This window comes from Micromonospora sp. LOL_015, assembly GCF_048060275.1.
Lineage (GTDB): Bacteria > Actinomycetota > Actinomycetes > Mycobacteriales > Micromonosporaceae > Micromonospora_E.
In genome coordinates, this window is sequence record NZ_JBHMIO010000020.1 from 1 (window position 1) to 15,358 (window position 15,358).

Annotated in this window: 17 protein-coding genes and 1 pseudogene; 8 read left to right on the forward strand and 10 right to left on the reverse strand. The window is 70.8% G+C overall.

Annotated features, from left to right (window positions below):
• A partial coding sequence (locus ACFHWU_RS17130; RefSeq protein WP_416591024.1) for an IPT/TIG domain-containing protein occupies positions 1-697 on the forward strand: 697 nt, incomplete at its 5' end.
• A 143-nt stretch (positions 698-840) separates the two neighbouring features.
• On the forward strand, positions 841-1,668 hold the full coding sequence (locus tag ACFHWU_RS17135) for a class I SAM-dependent methyltransferase (protein ID WP_416591025.1): 828 nt from the start codon (positions 841-843) through the stop codon (positions 1,666-1,668).
• On the opposite strand, the gene ACFHWU_RS17140 is transcribed toward ACFHWU_RS17135, so the two are convergent.
• From ACFHWU_RS17140 to ACFHWU_RS17160, 5 genes are read right to left on the reverse strand one after another with little or no spacing between them, the layout of a single operon-like run.
• Positions 1,661-3,637, reverse strand: coding sequence for an ABC transporter ATP-binding protein (locus ACFHWU_RS17140; protein WP_416591026.1), 1,977 nt, complete (start codon positions 3,635-3,637; stop codon positions 1,661-1,663). The genes ACFHWU_RS17135 and ACFHWU_RS17140 overlap by 8 nt on opposite strands.
• Positions 3,634-5,418 (reverse strand): ABC transporter ATP-binding protein, encoded by a 1,785-nt coding sequence (locus ACFHWU_RS17145; protein ID WP_416591027.1) that lies wholly within the window; start codon positions 5,416-5,418, stop codon positions 3,634-3,636. The genes ACFHWU_RS17140 and ACFHWU_RS17145 overlap by 4 nt, the downstream gene beginning before the upstream one ends.
• 30 nt (positions 5,419-5,448) lie before the next feature.
• Positions 5,449-5,949, reverse strand: a complete 501-nt coding sequence (locus ACFHWU_RS17150) for a methylated-DNA--[protein]-cysteine S-methyltransferase (protein ID WP_416591028.1) — start codon at positions 5,947-5,949, stop codon at positions 5,449-5,451.
• Between the two features lie 27 nt (positions 5,950-5,976).
• Entirely contained in the window at positions 5,977-7,437 is a 1,461-nt protein-coding gene (locus ACFHWU_RS17155; protein WP_416552197.1) for an AlkA N-terminal domain-containing protein, read from the reverse strand.
• Positions 7,438-7,492: 55 nt separating this feature from the next.
• Positions 7,493-8,707 carry an MFS transporter gene (locus tag ACFHWU_RS17160; protein ID WP_416591029.1) on the reverse strand — a complete coding sequence of 405 codons (1,215 nt, stop codon included), beginning with the start codon at positions 8,705-8,707 and terminating at the stop codon, positions 7,493-7,495.
• A 317-nt stretch (positions 8,708-9,024) separates the two neighbouring features.
• On the opposite strand from ACFHWU_RS17160, the gene ACFHWU_RS17165 reads away from it, so the two are divergent.
• The 5 genes from ACFHWU_RS17165 (at position 9,025) to ACFHWU_RS17185 (ending at position 11,947) form a co-directional block, all read left to right on the forward strand.
• A complete protein-coding gene (locus ACFHWU_RS17165; protein ID WP_416591030.1) occupies positions 9,025-9,495 on the forward strand; it encodes a hypothetical protein in 471 nt (156 codons plus the stop codon).
• 83 nt (positions 9,496-9,578) lie between these two features.
• The gene (locus ACFHWU_RS17170; RefSeq protein ID WP_416591031.1) at positions 9,579-10,085 is read left to right on the forward strand and encodes a hypothetical protein; all 507 of its coding nucleotides are present in this window, start codon (positions 9,579-9,581) and stop codon (positions 10,083-10,085) included.
• Between the two features lie 33 nt (positions 10,086-10,118).
• Entirely contained in the window at positions 10,119-11,204 is a 1,086-nt protein-coding gene (ychF, locus tag ACFHWU_RS17175) for a redox-regulated ATPase YchF (RefSeq protein WP_416552201.1), read from the forward strand.
• A 111-nt stretch (positions 11,205-11,315) separates the two neighbouring features.
• Positions 11,316-11,555 carry a hypothetical protein gene (locus tag ACFHWU_RS17180; RefSeq protein WP_123605371.1) on the forward strand — a complete coding sequence of 80 codons (240 nt, stop codon included), beginning with the start codon at positions 11,316-11,318 and terminating at the stop codon, positions 11,553-11,555.
• Positions 11,552-11,947: a hypothetical protein gene (locus ACFHWU_RS17185; protein ID WP_416552202.1), complete on the forward strand. Its 396-nt coding sequence runs from the start codon at positions 11,552-11,554 to the stop codon at positions 11,945-11,947. The genes ACFHWU_RS17180 and ACFHWU_RS17185 overlap by 4 nt, the downstream gene beginning before the upstream one ends.
• A gap of 54 nt (positions 11,948-12,001) precedes the next feature.
• Here ACFHWU_RS17185 and ACFHWU_RS17190 read toward each other — a convergent pair whose 3' ends face one another.
• From ACFHWU_RS17190 to ACFHWU_RS17200, 3 genes are all read right to left on the reverse strand, one after another.
• Positions 12,002-12,586, reverse strand: coding sequence for a Uma2 family endonuclease (locus ACFHWU_RS17190; RefSeq protein ID WP_416552203.1), 585 nt, complete (start codon positions 12,584-12,586; stop codon positions 12,002-12,004).
• A 278-nt stretch (positions 12,587-12,864) separates the two neighbouring features.
• On the reverse strand, positions 12,865-13,227 hold the full coding sequence (locus tag ACFHWU_RS17195; protein ID WP_123605368.1) for a PH domain-containing protein: 363 nt from the start codon (positions 13,225-13,227) through the stop codon (positions 12,865-12,867).
• 87 nt (positions 13,228-13,314) lie between these two features.
• A complete protein-coding gene (locus ACFHWU_RS17200) occupies positions 13,315-13,626 on the reverse strand; it encodes a 4a-hydroxytetrahydrobiopterin dehydratase (RefSeq protein WP_416591032.1) in 312 nt (103 codons plus the stop codon).
• Positions 13,627-13,781: 155 nt separating this feature from the next.
• On the opposite strand from ACFHWU_RS17200, the gene ACFHWU_RS17205 reads away from it, so the two are divergent.
• Positions 13,782-14,228 carry a (deoxy)nucleoside triphosphate pyrophosphohydrolase gene (locus tag ACFHWU_RS17205; protein WP_416552205.1) on the forward strand — a complete coding sequence of 149 codons (447 nt, stop codon included), beginning with the start codon at positions 13,782-13,784 and terminating at the stop codon, positions 14,226-14,228.
• On the opposite strand, the gene ACFHWU_RS17210 is transcribed toward ACFHWU_RS17205, so the two are convergent.
• Together ACFHWU_RS17210 and ACFHWU_RS17215 are read right to left on the reverse strand one after the other, a co-directional pair.
• Positions 14,180-14,698, reverse strand: coding sequence for a GH12 family glycosyl hydrolase domain-containing protein (locus tag ACFHWU_RS17210; RefSeq protein ID WP_416591033.1), 519 nt, complete (start codon positions 14,696-14,698; stop codon positions 14,180-14,182). The two genes, ACFHWU_RS17205 and ACFHWU_RS17210, sit on opposite strands and share 49 nt — an antisense overlap.
• Before the next feature lie 405 nt (positions 14,699-15,103).
• Positions 15,104-15,310, reverse strand: a pseudogene (locus ACFHWU_RS17215) (succinate dehydrogenase/fumarate reductase iron-sulfur subunit); the annotation flags it as partial.
• Positions 15,311-15,358 lie beyond the last annotated feature (48 nt).

Sequence of the window (15,358 nt, forward strand, 5' to 3'; positions counted from 1 at the left end):
TCCGGCTGATGTGGTGATCACGTTCCCGGCTGGTACTGCGGACGCGGGGATCTTCACCTATGTGCCGCCGACGATTGATTCGGTGGTGCCGGATTCGGGTCCGAACACGGGTGGTACCACGGTGACGGTGACGGGTTCCGGGTTTACTGGGGCCACTGATGTGACGTTCGGTGGTGTGTCGGGGACCGATGTGGTGGTGGATCCGTCGGGTACGTCGTTGACGGTGGTGACGCCGCCGGGGCCGGTGGGTCCGGTTGATGTGGTGGTGGTGTTGCCGGGTGACGACGCGGTCGCTCCGGACGGCTTCACCTACTCGGGTGGGCCGGCACCGGCGATCGACTTGGTCGACCCTGGACAGGGACCGGCCAACGGCGGGACCACAGTGGTCGTCGGAGGCAGCGGCTTCATCCCGGGCCAGACGACCGTGACGATCTGCGGCAAGACGATTCCAGCAAACAAGGTCACGGTGAACAGTTCCGGGACCTCGGTTACCTTCGTCACTCCGCCGTGCGACGTCAAGCACACAACCATCACGGTGACCACACCGAACGGCACTTCGAACGAGATCGCCTTCCGGTACGTGGGGCTGCCGGTCACCGGCAGCGCGACCACGAATCTGATCACCAGCGGTGGTGCGCTCGTGGCGCTGGGAATCTCGTTGCTCCTGCTCACCCGCCGTCGGGCGAACAGGGCGTGACACGTAACAACTGAGGAGGCGGGTGGCCCCGGGAGCGCATGAGCGACCGGGGTCACCCGCCGTTACCGGGCCCACCGGGCCGGAGCCCGAAACCGGACGATAACGGGGTGCCAGCGGCGTCAGATCATGCGATCGTCGGCGGCATGACCGACTATCTGGCGCTCAACCGGGCCAGCTGGGACGAGCGCGCGCCGGCGCACGCCGTCTCACCGGACTATCGGGTGGCGCAGTTGATCGCCGACCCGGCGCTGCTCAGCGAGGTGGTGCGGTTCGATCTGCCGAGGCTCGGCGACCTGACCGGCGTACGCGGGGTGCATCTGCAGTGTCACATCGGCACCGACACGCTGTCACTGGCCCGGCTCGGCGCGACCATGACCGGCCTGGACCTTTCCGGCGCGTCGTTGGCCGAGGCCCGGCGGATCGCCGGGGCCGCGCAGACCCCGATCGAGTACGTCGAAGCCGACGTCTACCGCGCCGTGGAGGTGCTCGGCACGGGCGGGTTCGACCTCGTCTTCACCGGGATCGGCGCGCTCTGTTGGTTGCCGAGCGTGACCCGATGGGCGGAGACGGTGGCCGGGCTGCTGCGTCCGGGTGGCCGGCTGTTCCTGCGGGAGGGGCACCCGGCGCTGTGGGCGGTCGACGAGACCCGCCCAGATGGCCTGCTCGTGCTCGACCTGCCGTACTTCGAGACGGACCGACCGCTGGTGTCGAACGAGGACGGCACGTACGTCGACACGGCCGTCAGCTTCACCTGCAACCTGACCCACTCCTGGAACCACGGCATCGGGGAGATCTTCACCGCGCTCACCGGCGTCGGAATGCAGGTGACGATGTTGGTCGAGCACGACAGCGTGCCGTGGAACGCGTTGCCCGGCCGGATGGTCAAGGGCGATGACGGCGAGTGGCGGTTGACCGAACGACCGGAGCGGTTCCCACTCAGCTACACCCTGCAGGCGGTCCGGGTCAGCTGAGGCTGTCGCGCCACTGGTGGTGCAGTACGGCGTACCGACCGCCGTCGGCGATCAGGTCGGCGGGCCGGCCGTCCTCGACGATCCGGCCGTCGTCGAGGACCAGCACCCGGTCGGCGATCTGCACCGTCGACAGCCGATGCGCGATGACCAGCGCTGTGCGTCCGTGGCCGGTCGGCCAGCCGTTGGCCCCCGGCCCGTCGCCGTTGCGGCCGCCGCAGTTCTGGCTACCGTCGTTCTGGCCGCCGTTGAGCATGGTCTGCAACGCCCGCTGCACCAGGCGCTCAGTGGGTACGTCCAGCGACGAGGTCGCCTCGTCGAGGATCAGCACCGCCGGGTCGGCCAGCACCGCCCGGGCGAAAGCGACCAGCTGCCGCTGCCCGGCGGACAGCCGCCCGCCGCGTCGGTGCACGTCGGTGGCGTACCCGTCGGGAAGTCCGGAGATGAACTCGTGCGCGCCGATCGCCCGCGCCGCGGCCTCGACCTCGGCGTCGGTGGCGTCCGGGCGGCCGAACCGGATGTTGTCCGCGACGCTGCCGGCGAAGAGGTGGTTCTCCTGCGTAACCATGATCACGTTCCGCCGCAGGTCGCGGCCGGCGATCTCACGCAGGTCGATCCCGTCGAGGGTGACCGATCCGCTGACCGGGTCGTAGAGCCGGGCCACCAGCTTGGCGATCGTCGACTTGCCGGCCCCGGTGGCCCCGACCAGCGCGACCGTCTGCCCGGCCGGGATCCGCAGGGTCAGCTCGGGCAGCACCAGACGGTCCGGCCGGTAGCCGAACGAGACGGCATGCAGTCGCACCGCGCCGCGTACCGGCTGCGGCAGCGGCCGCGGCCGCACCGGCTCGGCGACGTCCGGCCGCTCGCCGAGCACGCCGGAGAGCTTCTCCAGCGCCGCGGTCGCCGACTGCAGCGAGTTGTAGAACTGGCTCAGCTCCTGCATCGGCTCGAAGAACCGGCGCAGGTACAGCAGGAACGCGGCGAGCACGCCGATCTCGGTGCGGCCCTGCAGCACCTGCCAACCGCCAAAGGTGAGCACCATCGCGACTGCCACGTTGCCGATGCCTTTGAGGCTCGGTGAGTAGATCGCGATCAGCCGGAACGCGTGCAGGCTGGCTCGCTGGAAGCTGGTGTTGACCTCGGCGAAGATCTCCTGGTTGCGGGGCTCGCGCCGGAACGCGTGCACGGCCCGGACCCCGCCGAGCGACTCCACGAAGTGGACGATCAGCAGCGCCACGGTCTCCCGGGTACGCCGGTAGGCGACGGTGGAGGCGCGGGCGAACCAGATCGACATCCACAGCAGGAACGGGAACGCCGACAGGGTCACCAGGGCCAGCGGCAGGTCCAGCCAGAGCAGGATCGCCGCCACCGAGATCACCGACAGCCCGGCGAGCACCAGGTCGTCGATGCCGCCGTTGACCAGCTCGGAGATCGAGTCCATGTCACTGGTCAGCCGGGCCACCACCCGGCCGGAGGTGTAACGCTCGTGGAAACTGACCGACAGGTTGAGGAAGTGCCGGTACACCCGCTGACGCAGGTCGAGCAGGATCGCCTGACCGACCCGGGCAGACAGGATCAGGAAGCTGCGCTTGCCGACGTACTCGGCGACGGTGGCGACCGCGAAGGCGACGGCGATCGCGGTCAGCGGCCCCGCGTCACCGTCGTCGGTCAGCGGCGGGATGGCCCGGTCGATACCCAGCATCACGAGGTACGGACCGGCCATCGCGGCGGCGTTCTGCAGTAGCAGCAGGCCGACCGCCACCGCGATCATCCGCCGGTGCGGCCGGGTCAGCGAGCCGAGCAGCGCCCGGCTGCGGGCCCGGACCCGGGCGTTGTCGACCGGGTCGCCGTCGGCTCCGCTGCTGGCCTCGTCCGCCGCCCGGTCGGAGACCCCGCGCCAGTCCGGCTGAGCGTAGTCGGACCTGCTCGCGTCACGGTCCGCGGTGCTGCCGGCATCGTCGGTCCGGCTCACCGCGACCTGACCAGGCCGGGTCCGTCGGCGGAGAGTACGGCCCGGTAGGCGGGCACGGTGGCGAGCAGTTCGGTGTGGGTGCCGACGGCCGCGATCCGGCCCGCGTCCAGCAGCGCCACCCGGTCGGCCAGCGCGACCGTGGACGGCCGGTGCACCACCAGTAGCGCGGTGGTGCCGACCAGCACCCGGCGCAGCGCCTGCTCCACCAGCGCCTCGGTGTGCACGTCCAGGGCGGACAGCGGGTCGTCGAGCACCAGCACCCGGGGCCGGACCAGCACCGCCCGGGCCAGCGCCAGCCGCTGCCGCTGCCCGCCGGACAGCGACAGCCCCTGCTCGCCGATCCGGGTATGCAACCCCCAGGGCAGGTCGTGGACGAAGTCGGCCTGCGCCAACCGGACGGCGGCGTGCACCTCGGCGTCGGTGGCGTCCGGCCGGCCGAGGGTCAGATTTTCCCGAACCGACATCGAGAACAACGTGGGATCTTCGAACGCCACGCCGACGCACCGGCGCAGCTCGTCGAGGCGCAGGTCGCGCAGGTCATGACCGTCCAGGGTGATCCGTCCGCCGGTGACGTCGTACAGTCGCGGCACCAGCGACACCAGGCTGGTCTTGCCGCTGCCGGTCAGGCCGGCGATGGCCAGCGTCTCACCCGGCCGTACGGTGAGGTTGACGCCGCGCAGCACCGGCTCAGGCGTCCCCGGGTAGCCGAAGGTGACGTTGTCGAAACGCAACTCACCGCGGACCTCACCGACCCGGACCCGGACGTCGTCCGGCCGGTCGACGATCGACGGCGAGGTGTCCAGCACCTCCTGAATCCGGTCGGCGGCGGTCATCGCCTCCTGGGCGTGCGAGATGATCCAGCCCAGCGACTTGATCGGCCAGATCAGCATCAGTTGCAGGGTGACGAAGGCGACCAGCTGACCGATGGTGAGCTGCTGGTCGGCGACGGCGCCGGCCCCGGCGACCAGCACGACCGCGAGGCTCGCGTTCGGCACCAGGTCGTAGCGGGCCGACGCGTGGGCGAGCAGCCGGCCCTTGCCGACCGCGGTGTCGTGCAGCTCTCGGGCCAGGTCGGTGAAGCGTGCGGTGAGGTACGGCCCGCGCCCGAACGAGATGATGGTCCGCAGCCCTTGCGCGGACTCCTCGACCAGGGTGGCCAGGTCACCCTGCTGGTCCTGCATTCGTCGGGACACCCGCAGGTAGGCGCGGGTGAACTGGCGGCTGAACAAGTAGAGCGGCACGGCGCTGGCCGCCACCACCAGCCCCAACGGCCAGTGCAGGTGCAGCAGCAACGCCACCACGGTCAGGTAGGTCGCCGAGTTGAGGATCAGGAACAGCAGACCGAAGGAGAGGAAGCGTCGGATAACCGACAGATCGCTGATCGCCCGGGACAACAACTGCCCGGACTGCCACTGGTCGTGGAAGGTGACCGGGAGCCGCTGCAGGTGGGTGTAGATGTCGTCGCGGATGGTGCCTTCCATCCCGATCGACGAGGCACTCTGTGTCCACCGCCGGACGAAGATGAGCACCGCCTCGACGACGCCGAGCAGCAGAGCGAGTCCACCGAGGAACAGCAGACCGGCGGGATCACCGGCGGCCACCGGGCCGTCCACCACCTCGGCGATGACCAGCGGGATGGCGATGCCGGCCCCGGTCGCCGCCGCGGCGGCCGCCAGCAGCCAACCGAGTTGACCGAGGTACGGGCGCAGATAGCGGCGCAGCCGCCAGAGATTGTGGACGGCGCGCCGCCGCGGCGGGGATCGGTCGGGTACGGCGTCCACACCACGACGGTAGCCGGTGCCGGCACCGGTTCACTGCCCCGCGAATGTCACCTGCGATTCATGGTGGAGCAGCCACTTCTTGATCGGCAGACCCCACCGGTAGCCGCCCAGCGTGCCGTCGCCGCGCAGCACCCGGTGACAGGGGACCACCAGCGCGACCGCGTTGCGGGCGCAGGCGCCGGCCGCCGCCCGGACCGCTGCTGGACGGCCGGAGCGCAGGGCGATCGCCGTATAGCTGACCGGCTCGCCGGGCTTCACCTCACGCAGCGCCGACCAGGCGGTGCGCTGGAACGGGCCGCCGTGCTGGCAGACCGTGAGCTGGTCGATCGCGGTCAGCTCACCGGACAGGTAGGACCGTACGGCGCGGGTGACGTCGCCGAGGCCGGCCCGGCGGCGCACCGGCCCGCGCAGGTCGGGGTGGACCAGGTCGAGCAGGTCGTCCGGGTCGGCGGTGAACCCGGCGGCCCGTAGCGCCCCGTCCGGGTCGGTGATCAGCGTCAGCGGCCCGACCGCCGTGGCGACGGTACTCATGTCCAATGTCGAACGTTTTGTCATGTGTCACTCCGGTGTCGATTTCGATGGCGTGGCGGACCGCCACAGCCGCAGGTTGGCGTACGACCGCCAGGGCCGCCAGCGGTCCGCGTGGGCGGTCAGGTCGGTGGGGGCGGCGGGCAGGCCCAGCGCCGCCGCGCCGCGCCGTACTCCCAGGTCGGTGCCGAGCAGCACGTCCGGGTCGCCGAGCGCCCGCATCGCCACGTACCCGGCGGTCCACGGGCCGATGCCGGGCAGTGCGGTGAGCCGGTGCGACAGCTCGACCCGGTCGCTGCCCGGGTCGAGTCCGATGCCGCCGTCGGTGACGCCGGCGGCCAGCGCGCGCAGCGTGCCGCGCCGGGCGGCCGGCATCGCGAAGGCGTCGTCGGGCAGGGCGAGCAGGTCAGCCGGGCCCGGGAACGGCGCCAGGCCGTCCGCAGGCGGGGCTGTTCGCGACCCGGTCGCCGTGCAGAGGCGGGCCAGCACCCGGCGGGCGGCGGACACCGAGATCTGCTGCCCGACCACGGCCCGTACCGCCAGCTCGAAGCCGTCCACCGCGCCCGGCACCCGGACCCCGGGCTCGGCGGCGACGGCAGCGGCCAACGCCGGATCGGCGCCCAGCACGGCGTCCACCGCCGCCGGATCGGCGTCCAGGTCGAACAGTCGGCGGCAGCGGGACACCGCCGGTGCCAGATCGCGCAGGTCGCCGAGGTGCAACGCGGCGGCAAGGAAGCCGTCGTGCGGGGTGAGCGCAACCGTGCCGGCACCGTACGGCAGCCGCAGCGCACGCCGGTATCCGCCGCCGTCGGCGGACTCCACGCCGGGCACCGCCCGGTCGGCCAGGAATCCGAGTACGGCATCGACCGCCATCGGCTGACGGAAGGCCAGCCGTACGGTGATCACCCCGGCCCGGTCGGGCGCACCGGGCCGTACCCGGCCGCGCAGCGTCGACGGCGGACCGCCGTACACCGTCCGGAACGTGTCATTGAACTGCCGGACGCTGCCGAAACCGGCCGCGAACGCGATCTCGGCGACGGTCAGGGCGGTCCGCTCCACCAGGATGCGGGCCGTCTGCGCACGCTGCGCTCTGGCCAACGCCAGCGGGCCGGCCCCCACCTGCTCGGTCAGCACCCGGGTGAGATGCCGTTCGGTGTAGCCGAGGCGGCGGGCCAGCCCTGGCACGCCGTCGCGGTCCACCACCCCGTCGCTGATCAACCGCATCGCCCGGCCGACCAGGTCGGCGCGGCGGTCCCAGTCGGGCGAGCCAGGGGTGGCGTCGGGGTGGCAGCGTCGGCAGGCGCGCAGCCCGGCCTGTTGCGCGGCGGCCGCCGACGCAAAGAACCGGACGTTGTCCCGCTTCGGGGTGACCGCCGGGCAGGACGGCCGGCAGTAGATGCCGGTCGACGTCACGCCGGTGTAGAACCAGCCGTCGAAGCGCTGGTCGCGGCTGTCCAGCACCCGGTAGCACCGCTCGAAGTCGAGCTCCATGGGTCGATCCTGCCCGCTTGCGGGCCCGGTCGGCTGGCGGGAATCGGACCTGCAGTCACGAGCCCGGGCGGGCCGCACCGGCCGGGCCGGCCGGCCGGGTCGCGCCGGCGGCCAGCAGGCCGATCGCCAACGCCCCGACCACCACCAGCAGCGATCGCAGGATGCCGACCTGCTCGGCCAGGAAACCGATCAGCGGCGGACCGGCCAGGAACGAGGTGTAGCCGATCGAACTGACCACCGACACCCGTACCGCCGCCCGGTCGGCCTCGTCGGCGGCCGCGCTCATCCCGACCGGGAAGCCGAGCGACGCCCCCGCGCCCCACAGCAGCGCCCCGAGCAGCGCCAGCGGCAGCGTCGGCCCGAACACCACCAGGGCCAGGCCGACCAGGGCCAGCACCGCCGTCGCCCGCAGCACCGTCACCCGGCCCCAGCGTTGCAACGCCGTGCCGCCGACCATCCGGGCGGCGGTCATCGCCGCGACGAACACCCCGAACGCCACCGCGCCGACCGCGTCACCGACGTGGTAGCCGTCGACCACGGCCAGGGTGAGCCAGTCGTTCGCCACCCCTTCGACGAACGCGAAGGCCAGCACCAGCAGACCGATCAGCAGGGTGCGCGGCTCCCGCCAGGCACGCAGCACCCCGGACCGGGGCGTCGTTGCGCCGGGTACCCGGGCCGGGACCGGCAGGAACATCCGTACGGCTGCGGCGATCGAGGCGATCACCAGCAGCGCGGTGACGGCGAGTTGCCAGTCGACCGGCACCGCGAGCCAGGCACACCCGGCCCCGAGGAGCGCGCCGGTCACCGTACCCAGGCTGAAGCCGGCGTGGAAACGGGGCATCAGCGGGCGGTCGAGCCGGCGCTCGACGTCGGCACCCTCGACGTTCATCGCCACGTCCCAGCTGCTCAACCCGGTGCCGGTCAGCAGCAGCCCGGCACCGGCCAGGGGCGGTGAGACGACCGCCACGCCGACCGCGACGGCGAGCATCCCGACGGTCACGGCCGATGCGCCCAGCAGCACCGTCCGGTGGGATCCGATCGCGTGCACCAGCGGACCGGACAGCGGCAGCGCACTGACCGCGCCCACCGACGTGCACAACAGCAGCAGCCCGAACTGGGCATTGGTCAGATCGAGGGCGTCGCGGATCGCCGGCGTACGGGAGATCCACGACGCGAACGCCAGACCGCTGACCCCGAACGCGATTGCGACCGCGATCCGCGCCCGTTCCACCACCGGCCGCGCCAGCGTCGCCGCCCCGTTCGCCACCACGCCACCCGCTCCCCGCTCGCCCGGACCTTCCCGCCCGCCCGGACGTCTGTCCGTCCGGGCGGCAACGGTACGCCGCCCGCAGCGGCTACCGCCCGGTGCTGACGGGGTCTGGCCGCGCTGGGCACCCGGCGCCGTCGCCCTGCGCAGACGGTAGAGCACCCGACACCGGTAGGTAGCATGACGATGCTCACCATCAACTGCTGGCAGCGGCGCTCTCATCATCTGCGTTGGTCGATTGGCTCCGTTCGGCGACCTGGCTCCTGGATCGATAGAGTGGCACAGTTTGGTGTACCTCGATAAAGGAGTCGGTAGATATCATGCGTCGCCTACTGGCCAGCGCCGTCCTCGGCTCGGCCCTGATCCTCGGATTCACCGGCTGCGGCACCGAGCCGCCGCCGACGGGCGCGCCGTCGCCGACCGGCGGCAGCACCACCGCCAGCGAGGCCGACATCCTCGCCGCCACCAATGCCGCCTGCAATCAGGCAGTATCGATGAGTAGCGACTTCGCTGCCGGTTTCCAGCGTGACGTCAACCAGTTCGCCGACCCGACGGCCAGCGCGGAGGCGCCGGCGGACGCGAAGGACAACTTCGAGGCGCAGATGCGTGGCTGGTCGGCGACGCTCACCTCGCTGGCCACCGGCCCGGTGTCGGACGAGCTGCGGACGGTGCTGACCGAGAGTACGGCCGCGATCGAGGCCGCCACCGAGATCGGTGAGACTCCACTCAGCGATGAGCAGGTGGCCGCCGTGGTGGCGATCCCGGGGAACTTCCGCGCCGTCTGCGAGTGACGTCCGCGAGGGGCCGGGCGGGGCGGGGGCAGGCGTCCGTTAGCCTGCTCCAGTTTGCTCGCCTCTCAATGGACGGATTTTCAATGCGACGTACCCTGATCACCGCCACCGCCGCGACGGCGCTCGCGTTCACCCTGGCCGGCTGCGGCGGTGGCGACAGCGATGTCGACCCCACCGCCGGTCAGACGTCACCGCCGGCGGCGACCGCGTCGGCCGACGCGGAGTCGGCCGGCTCCGCCGAGGACGGGGCCGCTGCGGCCACGAAGGAGGCATGTGACATGGCGGTGCCGGTCAGCGAGGAGAACACCGCGAACATCGAGGACGACTTCGGCAAGCTGATTGCCGCTGCGGTCGAGGGCGGGTCGGCGGCGGAGACCGCCGAGTCCGAGTTCCGGAGCAAGCTCGCCGGCTGGTCCGGGATGCTGCAGTCGCTCGCCGTCGACCCGGTGGACGCCGACGTGCAGCAGGCGCTGACCGAGGCCGCCGACGTCGTCGCCCAGATCAACGACCCGGACGACAACACCCCGATGGGTCAGGTGGCCGACCTGCTGGCCGAGGCGACCGGCAAGCTGAAGACCGCCTGCGCCTGACCCGCCACCGGACGCTGCGTAGACTCGACCGACGTGAGTCTCACCATCGGCATCGTCGGCCTGCCCAACGTCGGCAAGAGCACCCTGTTCAATGCGCTCACCAAGAACGACGTTCTCGCGGCGAACTACCCGTTCGCCACTATCGAGCCGAACGTCGGGGTGGTGGGGCTGCCGGACGGGCGGCTGGGCAGGCTGGCGGAAATCTTCGGCTCGGAGAAAACCATCCCGGCGGCGGTGTCGTTCGTCGACATCGCCGGTCTGGTGCGGGGCGCGTCCAAGGGGCAGGGCCGAGGCAACGCCTTCCTGGCCAACATCCGCGACGCCGCCGCGATCTGCCAGGTCGTGCGGGTCTTCTCCGACCCGAACGTGGTACACGTCGACGGCAAGGTCTCGCCGGGCGACGACATCGCCACGATCAACACCGAGCTGATCCTGGCCGACCTGCAGACCTTGGAGAAGGCGCTGCCCCGGCTGGAGAAGGAAGCCCGGCTGCGCAAGGACCGGGCGGCGATCCACGCCGCCGCGAAGGCCGCCGCCGCGCTGCTCGACGGCGGCACCACGCTGTACGCGGGTGCGTCCGCCGCCGGCATCGACGTTGCCGAGCTGCGCGAGCTGCACCTGCTCACCACCAAGCCGTTCCTGTACGTCTTCAACGTCGACGAGGACGAGCTGGGCAACGCCGAGCTGCTCGCCGAGCTGCGCGCGCTGGTCGCCCCGGCCGAGGCGGTCTTCATGGACGCCAAGATCGAGTCCGAGTTGATCGATCTGCCGGACGACGAGGCGATGGAGCTGCTGGAGTCGACCGGGCAGAGCGAGCCGGGGCTCAACCAGCTGATTCGGGTCGGCTTCCGCACCCTCGGGCTGCAGACGTACCTCACCGCCGGGCCGAAGGAGGCGCGGGCCTGGACCATCCCGGTCGGGGCGACCGCGCCGGAGGCCGCCGGGGTGATCCACTCCGACTTCCAGCGCGGCTTCATCAAGGCCGAGATCGTCTCCTACGACGATCTGGTCGCGGCCGGCACGATGGCGGCGGCCAAGGCGGCCGGCAAGGTCCGGATGGAAGGCAAGGAGTACGTCATGCAGGACGGCGACGTCGTCGAGTTCCGCTTCAACGTCTGATTCCGGCATGCTGGGCACGAGCCGGCGTGTGGCGCGTCCCAAGGTTCGCGGTGTCTGCCAGGGGGTGGCAGCTGTGCCCAGCTCGCGGTAATACCGTGGTATGGTTGCCGGATGGCGAGGACGAGGAAGGTTACGATCACGCTGCCGGTGGAGCTGCTGGAGAGCATGAAGTCGCACACCGACAACGTCTCCGGCTACCTCACCGAGCTGGCCGAGCGGGCTGAGCGGCGAAGGCTTCTCCGGGAGGAGTTGGACCGCTATCAAGCTGAGTCCGGGGCGTTCACCGATCAGGAGATGGCCGAGGCCCAGGCGCTTCTGTACGGGACCAGGGAGACGGACCGGGCGGCGTGAGCCTCGAATCGCTTGTGCTCGACTCGCAAGGCTTCTCGGGATGGATCGGCCGGGATCGCATGGTGATGCGACTGCTGGAGCAGGCGGAGCGTGACGGGGCTGATCTGGCCATGTCGGCTGCCACGATCATCGAGGTTTCCCACACCGGCGTGGACACCGCTCGGCTGACCTGGCTGTTGTCCCGCATTCGTGTGGAGGCGGTGACGAAGGAAAGCGCCCGTCGCAGTGCGGGGCTGTTGAAGGCGGCGGGGCTGCACGGGCACAAGTACGCCATCGATGCCATGGTCGCCGAGATGGCGCTACGACTACCTGCGCCGGTCGCGGTCCTGACGTCGGATGTCGACGACATGACCAGGTTGTGCGGGCATCGGGTTCGGGTCATCAGGCTGTAGGCCGGCCCTGCGGTCAGGGCAGGGACGTGTCAGGCAGTTGAGCGGCTGCCTGGCTCAGCTCTTGCGACCGGGCACAAGCCCGTCCAGATTCAGCTTGAGTTCGAACGGCGTCGTGGTGTGCAGCTCGTGGCGGTGGATCCCGGTCGCGACGTATGACCGGGTGGGCTCGTCGAGCTCGTATGCGTGGACCACCGGTGATCCACCCTCGTCGTCGACGCGCCAGTAGTGCGGGATGCCGGCTTCCGCGTACTTGCGCAGCTTGACTGTCCGGTCGCGGTGGGCCGACTCCGGCGACACCACCTCGACGACCAACAGCACCTGGTCGGGTGTGTAGAAGGTGCAGTCCGGGTCGTAGTAGGGAGCCCGCGTGGCGAGGAGATCGGGCTCGGGGCGGTTCCGTTCGTCGAGCCGAATCGTCATCTCCCGCTCGATCTCGACGCCTGCTGGCGCCTGCTCCATGAGAGCGAAGAGCAAAGCGGAGACAGCTCGGCCGTGCCAAGCCCGCTGGGGGGACATCATGAAGACGAGCGCTCCGTCGATCAGCTCGGTGTGACGCGGCGCCTGCGGGAGCTGGTCGAGGTCGTCGGCGTACCACCCTTCAGGGCGGGGCGGCCGCATCCACTCGGGCACTGCGGTCATGTTCCTCACCGTAACATCCGGCTTCTGTTGACCTACCGTCGTTCAATCTCGATGTCTGCGCCGCATCGAGGTGAGGCTCAGACACCTTACGAGGCGGTTTTGAGGTGCGTGAGCCTCACCTCGACGCTGAACGGAGGGGTCAGCCTTGGTGGTGGGACGGTTCCAGTCGGTATAGGGCCATGACGCCTTCGCCGGTCGCGGCACATTCGTCACGCCGGATCCGCAGCCCTGACCTGCGTCGAGCGGTCAGCCCTGCTGGCTGTCTGTCCCGCAGCCGGTCACGAGATGTAGTGCAGGATCACGTTGTGCACGTGGTGGGACTTCTGGTCGCCACGGAACTCGACCTCGTAGGTGTGGGTGCCGACGTTGATCGCGATGGCGCCGGAGGAGAAGTACGAGCCGCCCCAGGACTTGTTGCTCACCACGCTCACGCTGGTGATCTTCGAGTACGGGATGCTGGTGATGGCGACCTTCTTGCCGACGAACGACTTGTCCTGGATTATCACGCGGCGGTTGGTCAGCCCGATGAAGCCGGTGCCGGTGCCGATCGCGTCGTAGACCGCGATCACCTGCTCCCCGTCGAGTAGCCCGCTCTCGATCTGCCGAAGTTGCTCCCGCCGGTCGTACGCCACGTTCGCCATGTGCCCGAGAGTAGGCGGCGGGCACAACCACGCCAGCGATGAGCGAGGTCGCTGCGGTCAGCGGTTGTCCGGGCGCGGGACGTGGGATCAGCGCAGGTCGACGACCGTACGGTAGGCGTCCTCGATGCGGGCCGCGAGTGCGACGTCACCCTCAGTGATCTTGTCGCCGTCGGGGGAGCCGAGCCGGATCTGGGTCTGCCCCTCGGCCCGGCGTACGTCGGGCCGCAGGTGCAGGGCGTCGGCCGCTACCTTGATCCGCTCGGTGAGCTCGGCGTGCTGGCTGTCGTCGAGCAGCAGGGTTCGCCGGAGTTGCTGGCCGTCCTGCGTCCACCCGTCCAGTTGCGTGAGCGCATCGCTAAGGTAGTCGCGGCCGGTCCGGCTGGACCAGAGTGCTCGCAAAGCCACACCTCCCAGGCGTCGTTGCCGGCTTGTGGCCAAATCGTCGCCATCCTGTGTCTTGGTCGGTGGTCCCCAGTCTGGCCGCTAACTGGTTGGTGTGTCCACGTCCACCCTTCCGTCATCTGCTGTCCTAGCAGTCAGCAGGGTTACCCGAAATGCTGATTGATCTGGCAGGCTCATCTGCTGTGCGGAGCGGGCGGGTGAGGCGTCAGGTGGTGGTCGGGGCGGCAATCGTCCTCGACGGTCGGGTGCTGGCATGTGCCCGGACCCATCCACCGGGGGCGGCCGGCAAGTGGGAATTTCCCGGCGGCAAGGTGGAGAGCGGCGAGACCGAGACCGACGCCCTGATCCGGGAGTGCCGCGAGGAACTCGGAGTCTCGATCACGGTGGGTGACCGGGTCGGCCCCGATCAGCCGCTCGGCCACGGCCGCTCGGTGCTGCGGGTCTACCTCGCCGGGCTGCTCGGGCCGGCGCAGCCTACCGCGCTGGAGCACTCCGCTCTGCGCTGGTTGGCGGCCGACGAACTCGACCAGGTCACCTGGCTGCCCGCAGATCAGCCGATCGTCGCCGAGCTCCGTCCGTTGCTGCACGCCGCTCGGTGAACCGGATACGCCTGGCGGGCCGGTGGCGGCTGAGCCGGCTCAGAGGTTGATCGCGACCTGGAACGACCGGGAGGTGAGCCCGGCGCCGCCGTGCCTCCCCGCGCCACCAGCGTCCCGGCCGGCTCGGCCCCGCCGGCCCGATCCAGCCAGACCATCAGTTCGGCGCCGTCGGGGGAGCGGTGGGCGTTGGCGTCGGTGTGGAACCACAGGTCGTACGTGGCGTTCCAGCGGCCGGTTGCGCCCCGGGTATCGATCGTCCAGTCGGACCGGGCGGAGCGCAACTGCCCAACCTTGATCGGCAGGCCGCTGCCGACGGTGCAGTTGCCCCAGTGGCAGCCCTGGTAGATGGTCGGGTAGGCGGCGGCGGCGGAGCCGTCCCGCTTGTCGTGCTCGGGGTGGGTCACCTCGAACCGGCCGGCCGCGTCGACGGTCAGACACTGCGGGGTGTCCGCACCCCAGACGTTGTTCATCACCACGTACCGCTTGTCGGTGATGTCGATCGTGTCGGCCCGCCCGCAGAGTTCGCTGGCGTCGGCGTCCGGTGCCAGCAGACGACGGTCACGCCGGCGACGACGAGGGCGGCGACGACGAGTGCGGGCAGGCGGTGGCGCCGGAGCCGGAGCGGGATCATGGTGGGGGAGTCCTTCGGCGAGCAGCCCGCAGCACGGGCTGGTGCCGTGGGCCCGGCGGCCCGACGCCGCCCCACGACGGAAACGGTGGACAAGGTCCGTTCCCGGCTCCGCCGAGGATGTTACGATCGTCGATGGCTGGCCGGCAACCCCGGTGGCGCAGCCGGCAATCCGAAAAAAACCGCCCCTCCCGGCGCACGAAGCACCGGGAGGGGCGGTCAGCTGGCTCTGGTCGGTGAGACCGGCTCAGCGGTCCTGGTCCGGGTGGTGGTAGTTGAGCGACTTGTCCGGCAGCGGGAAGGTGACGTCCTCACCGAACGGCGACGGCGCGGCCGGCTTGTCGAACGCCAGCTCACTGATTGGCAGGTGGCCCTTTTCGTCCACTGCCGCCGCCTGTGGGCGAGGCACCTGGCGGTGCCAGTTGACCCCGCGCTCGGCGTCGGCCGCCGCGCTGTGGTCGCCGTCCGCCGGCAGCCCGGCGGTCGTGGCGGCCGGCTGGTC

Excerpts from the sequence above, each read along its gene's own strand:
- ACFHWU_RS17135 (WP_416591025.1), top strand. The coding sequence starts at position 841 with ATGACCGACTATCTGGCGCTCAACCGGGCCAGCTGGGACGAGCGCGCG.
- ACFHWU_RS17150 (WP_416591028.1), bottom strand. The coding sequence starts at position 5,949 with ATGAGTACCGTCGCCACGGCGGTCGGGCCGCTGACGCTGATCACCGAC.
- ACFHWU_RS17155 (WP_416552197.1), bottom strand. The coding sequence starts at position 7,437 with ATGGAGCTCGACTTCGAGCGGTGCTACCGGGTGCTGGACAGCCGCGAC.
- ACFHWU_RS17165 (WP_416591030.1), top strand. The coding sequence starts at position 9,025 with ATGCGTCGCCTACTGGCCAGCGCCGTCCTCGGCTCGGCCCTGATCCTC.
- ACFHWU_RS17170 (WP_416591031.1), top strand. The coding sequence starts at position 9,579 with ATGCGACGTACCCTGATCACCGCCACCGCCGCGACGGCGCTCGCGTTC.
- ACFHWU_RS17180 (WP_123605371.1), top strand. The coding sequence starts at position 11,316 with ATGGCGAGGACGAGGAAGGTTACGATCACGCTGCCGGTGGAGCTGCTG.
- ACFHWU_RS17190 (WP_416552203.1), bottom strand. The coding sequence starts at position 12,586 with ATGACCGCAGTGCCCGAGTGGATGCGGCCGCCCCGCCCTGAAGGGTGG.
- ACFHWU_RS17195 (WP_123605368.1), bottom strand. The coding sequence starts at position 13,227 with ATGGCGAACGTGGCGTACGACCGGCGGGAGCAACTTCGGCAGATCGAG.
- ACFHWU_RS17205 (WP_416552205.1), top strand. The coding sequence starts at position 13,782 with ATGCTGATTGATCTGGCAGGCTCATCTGCTGTGCGGAGCGGGCGGGTG.
- ACFHWU_RS17210 (WP_416591033.1), bottom strand. The coding sequence starts at position 14,698 with ATGAACAACGTCTGGGGTGCGGACACCCCGCAGTGTCTGACCGTCGAC.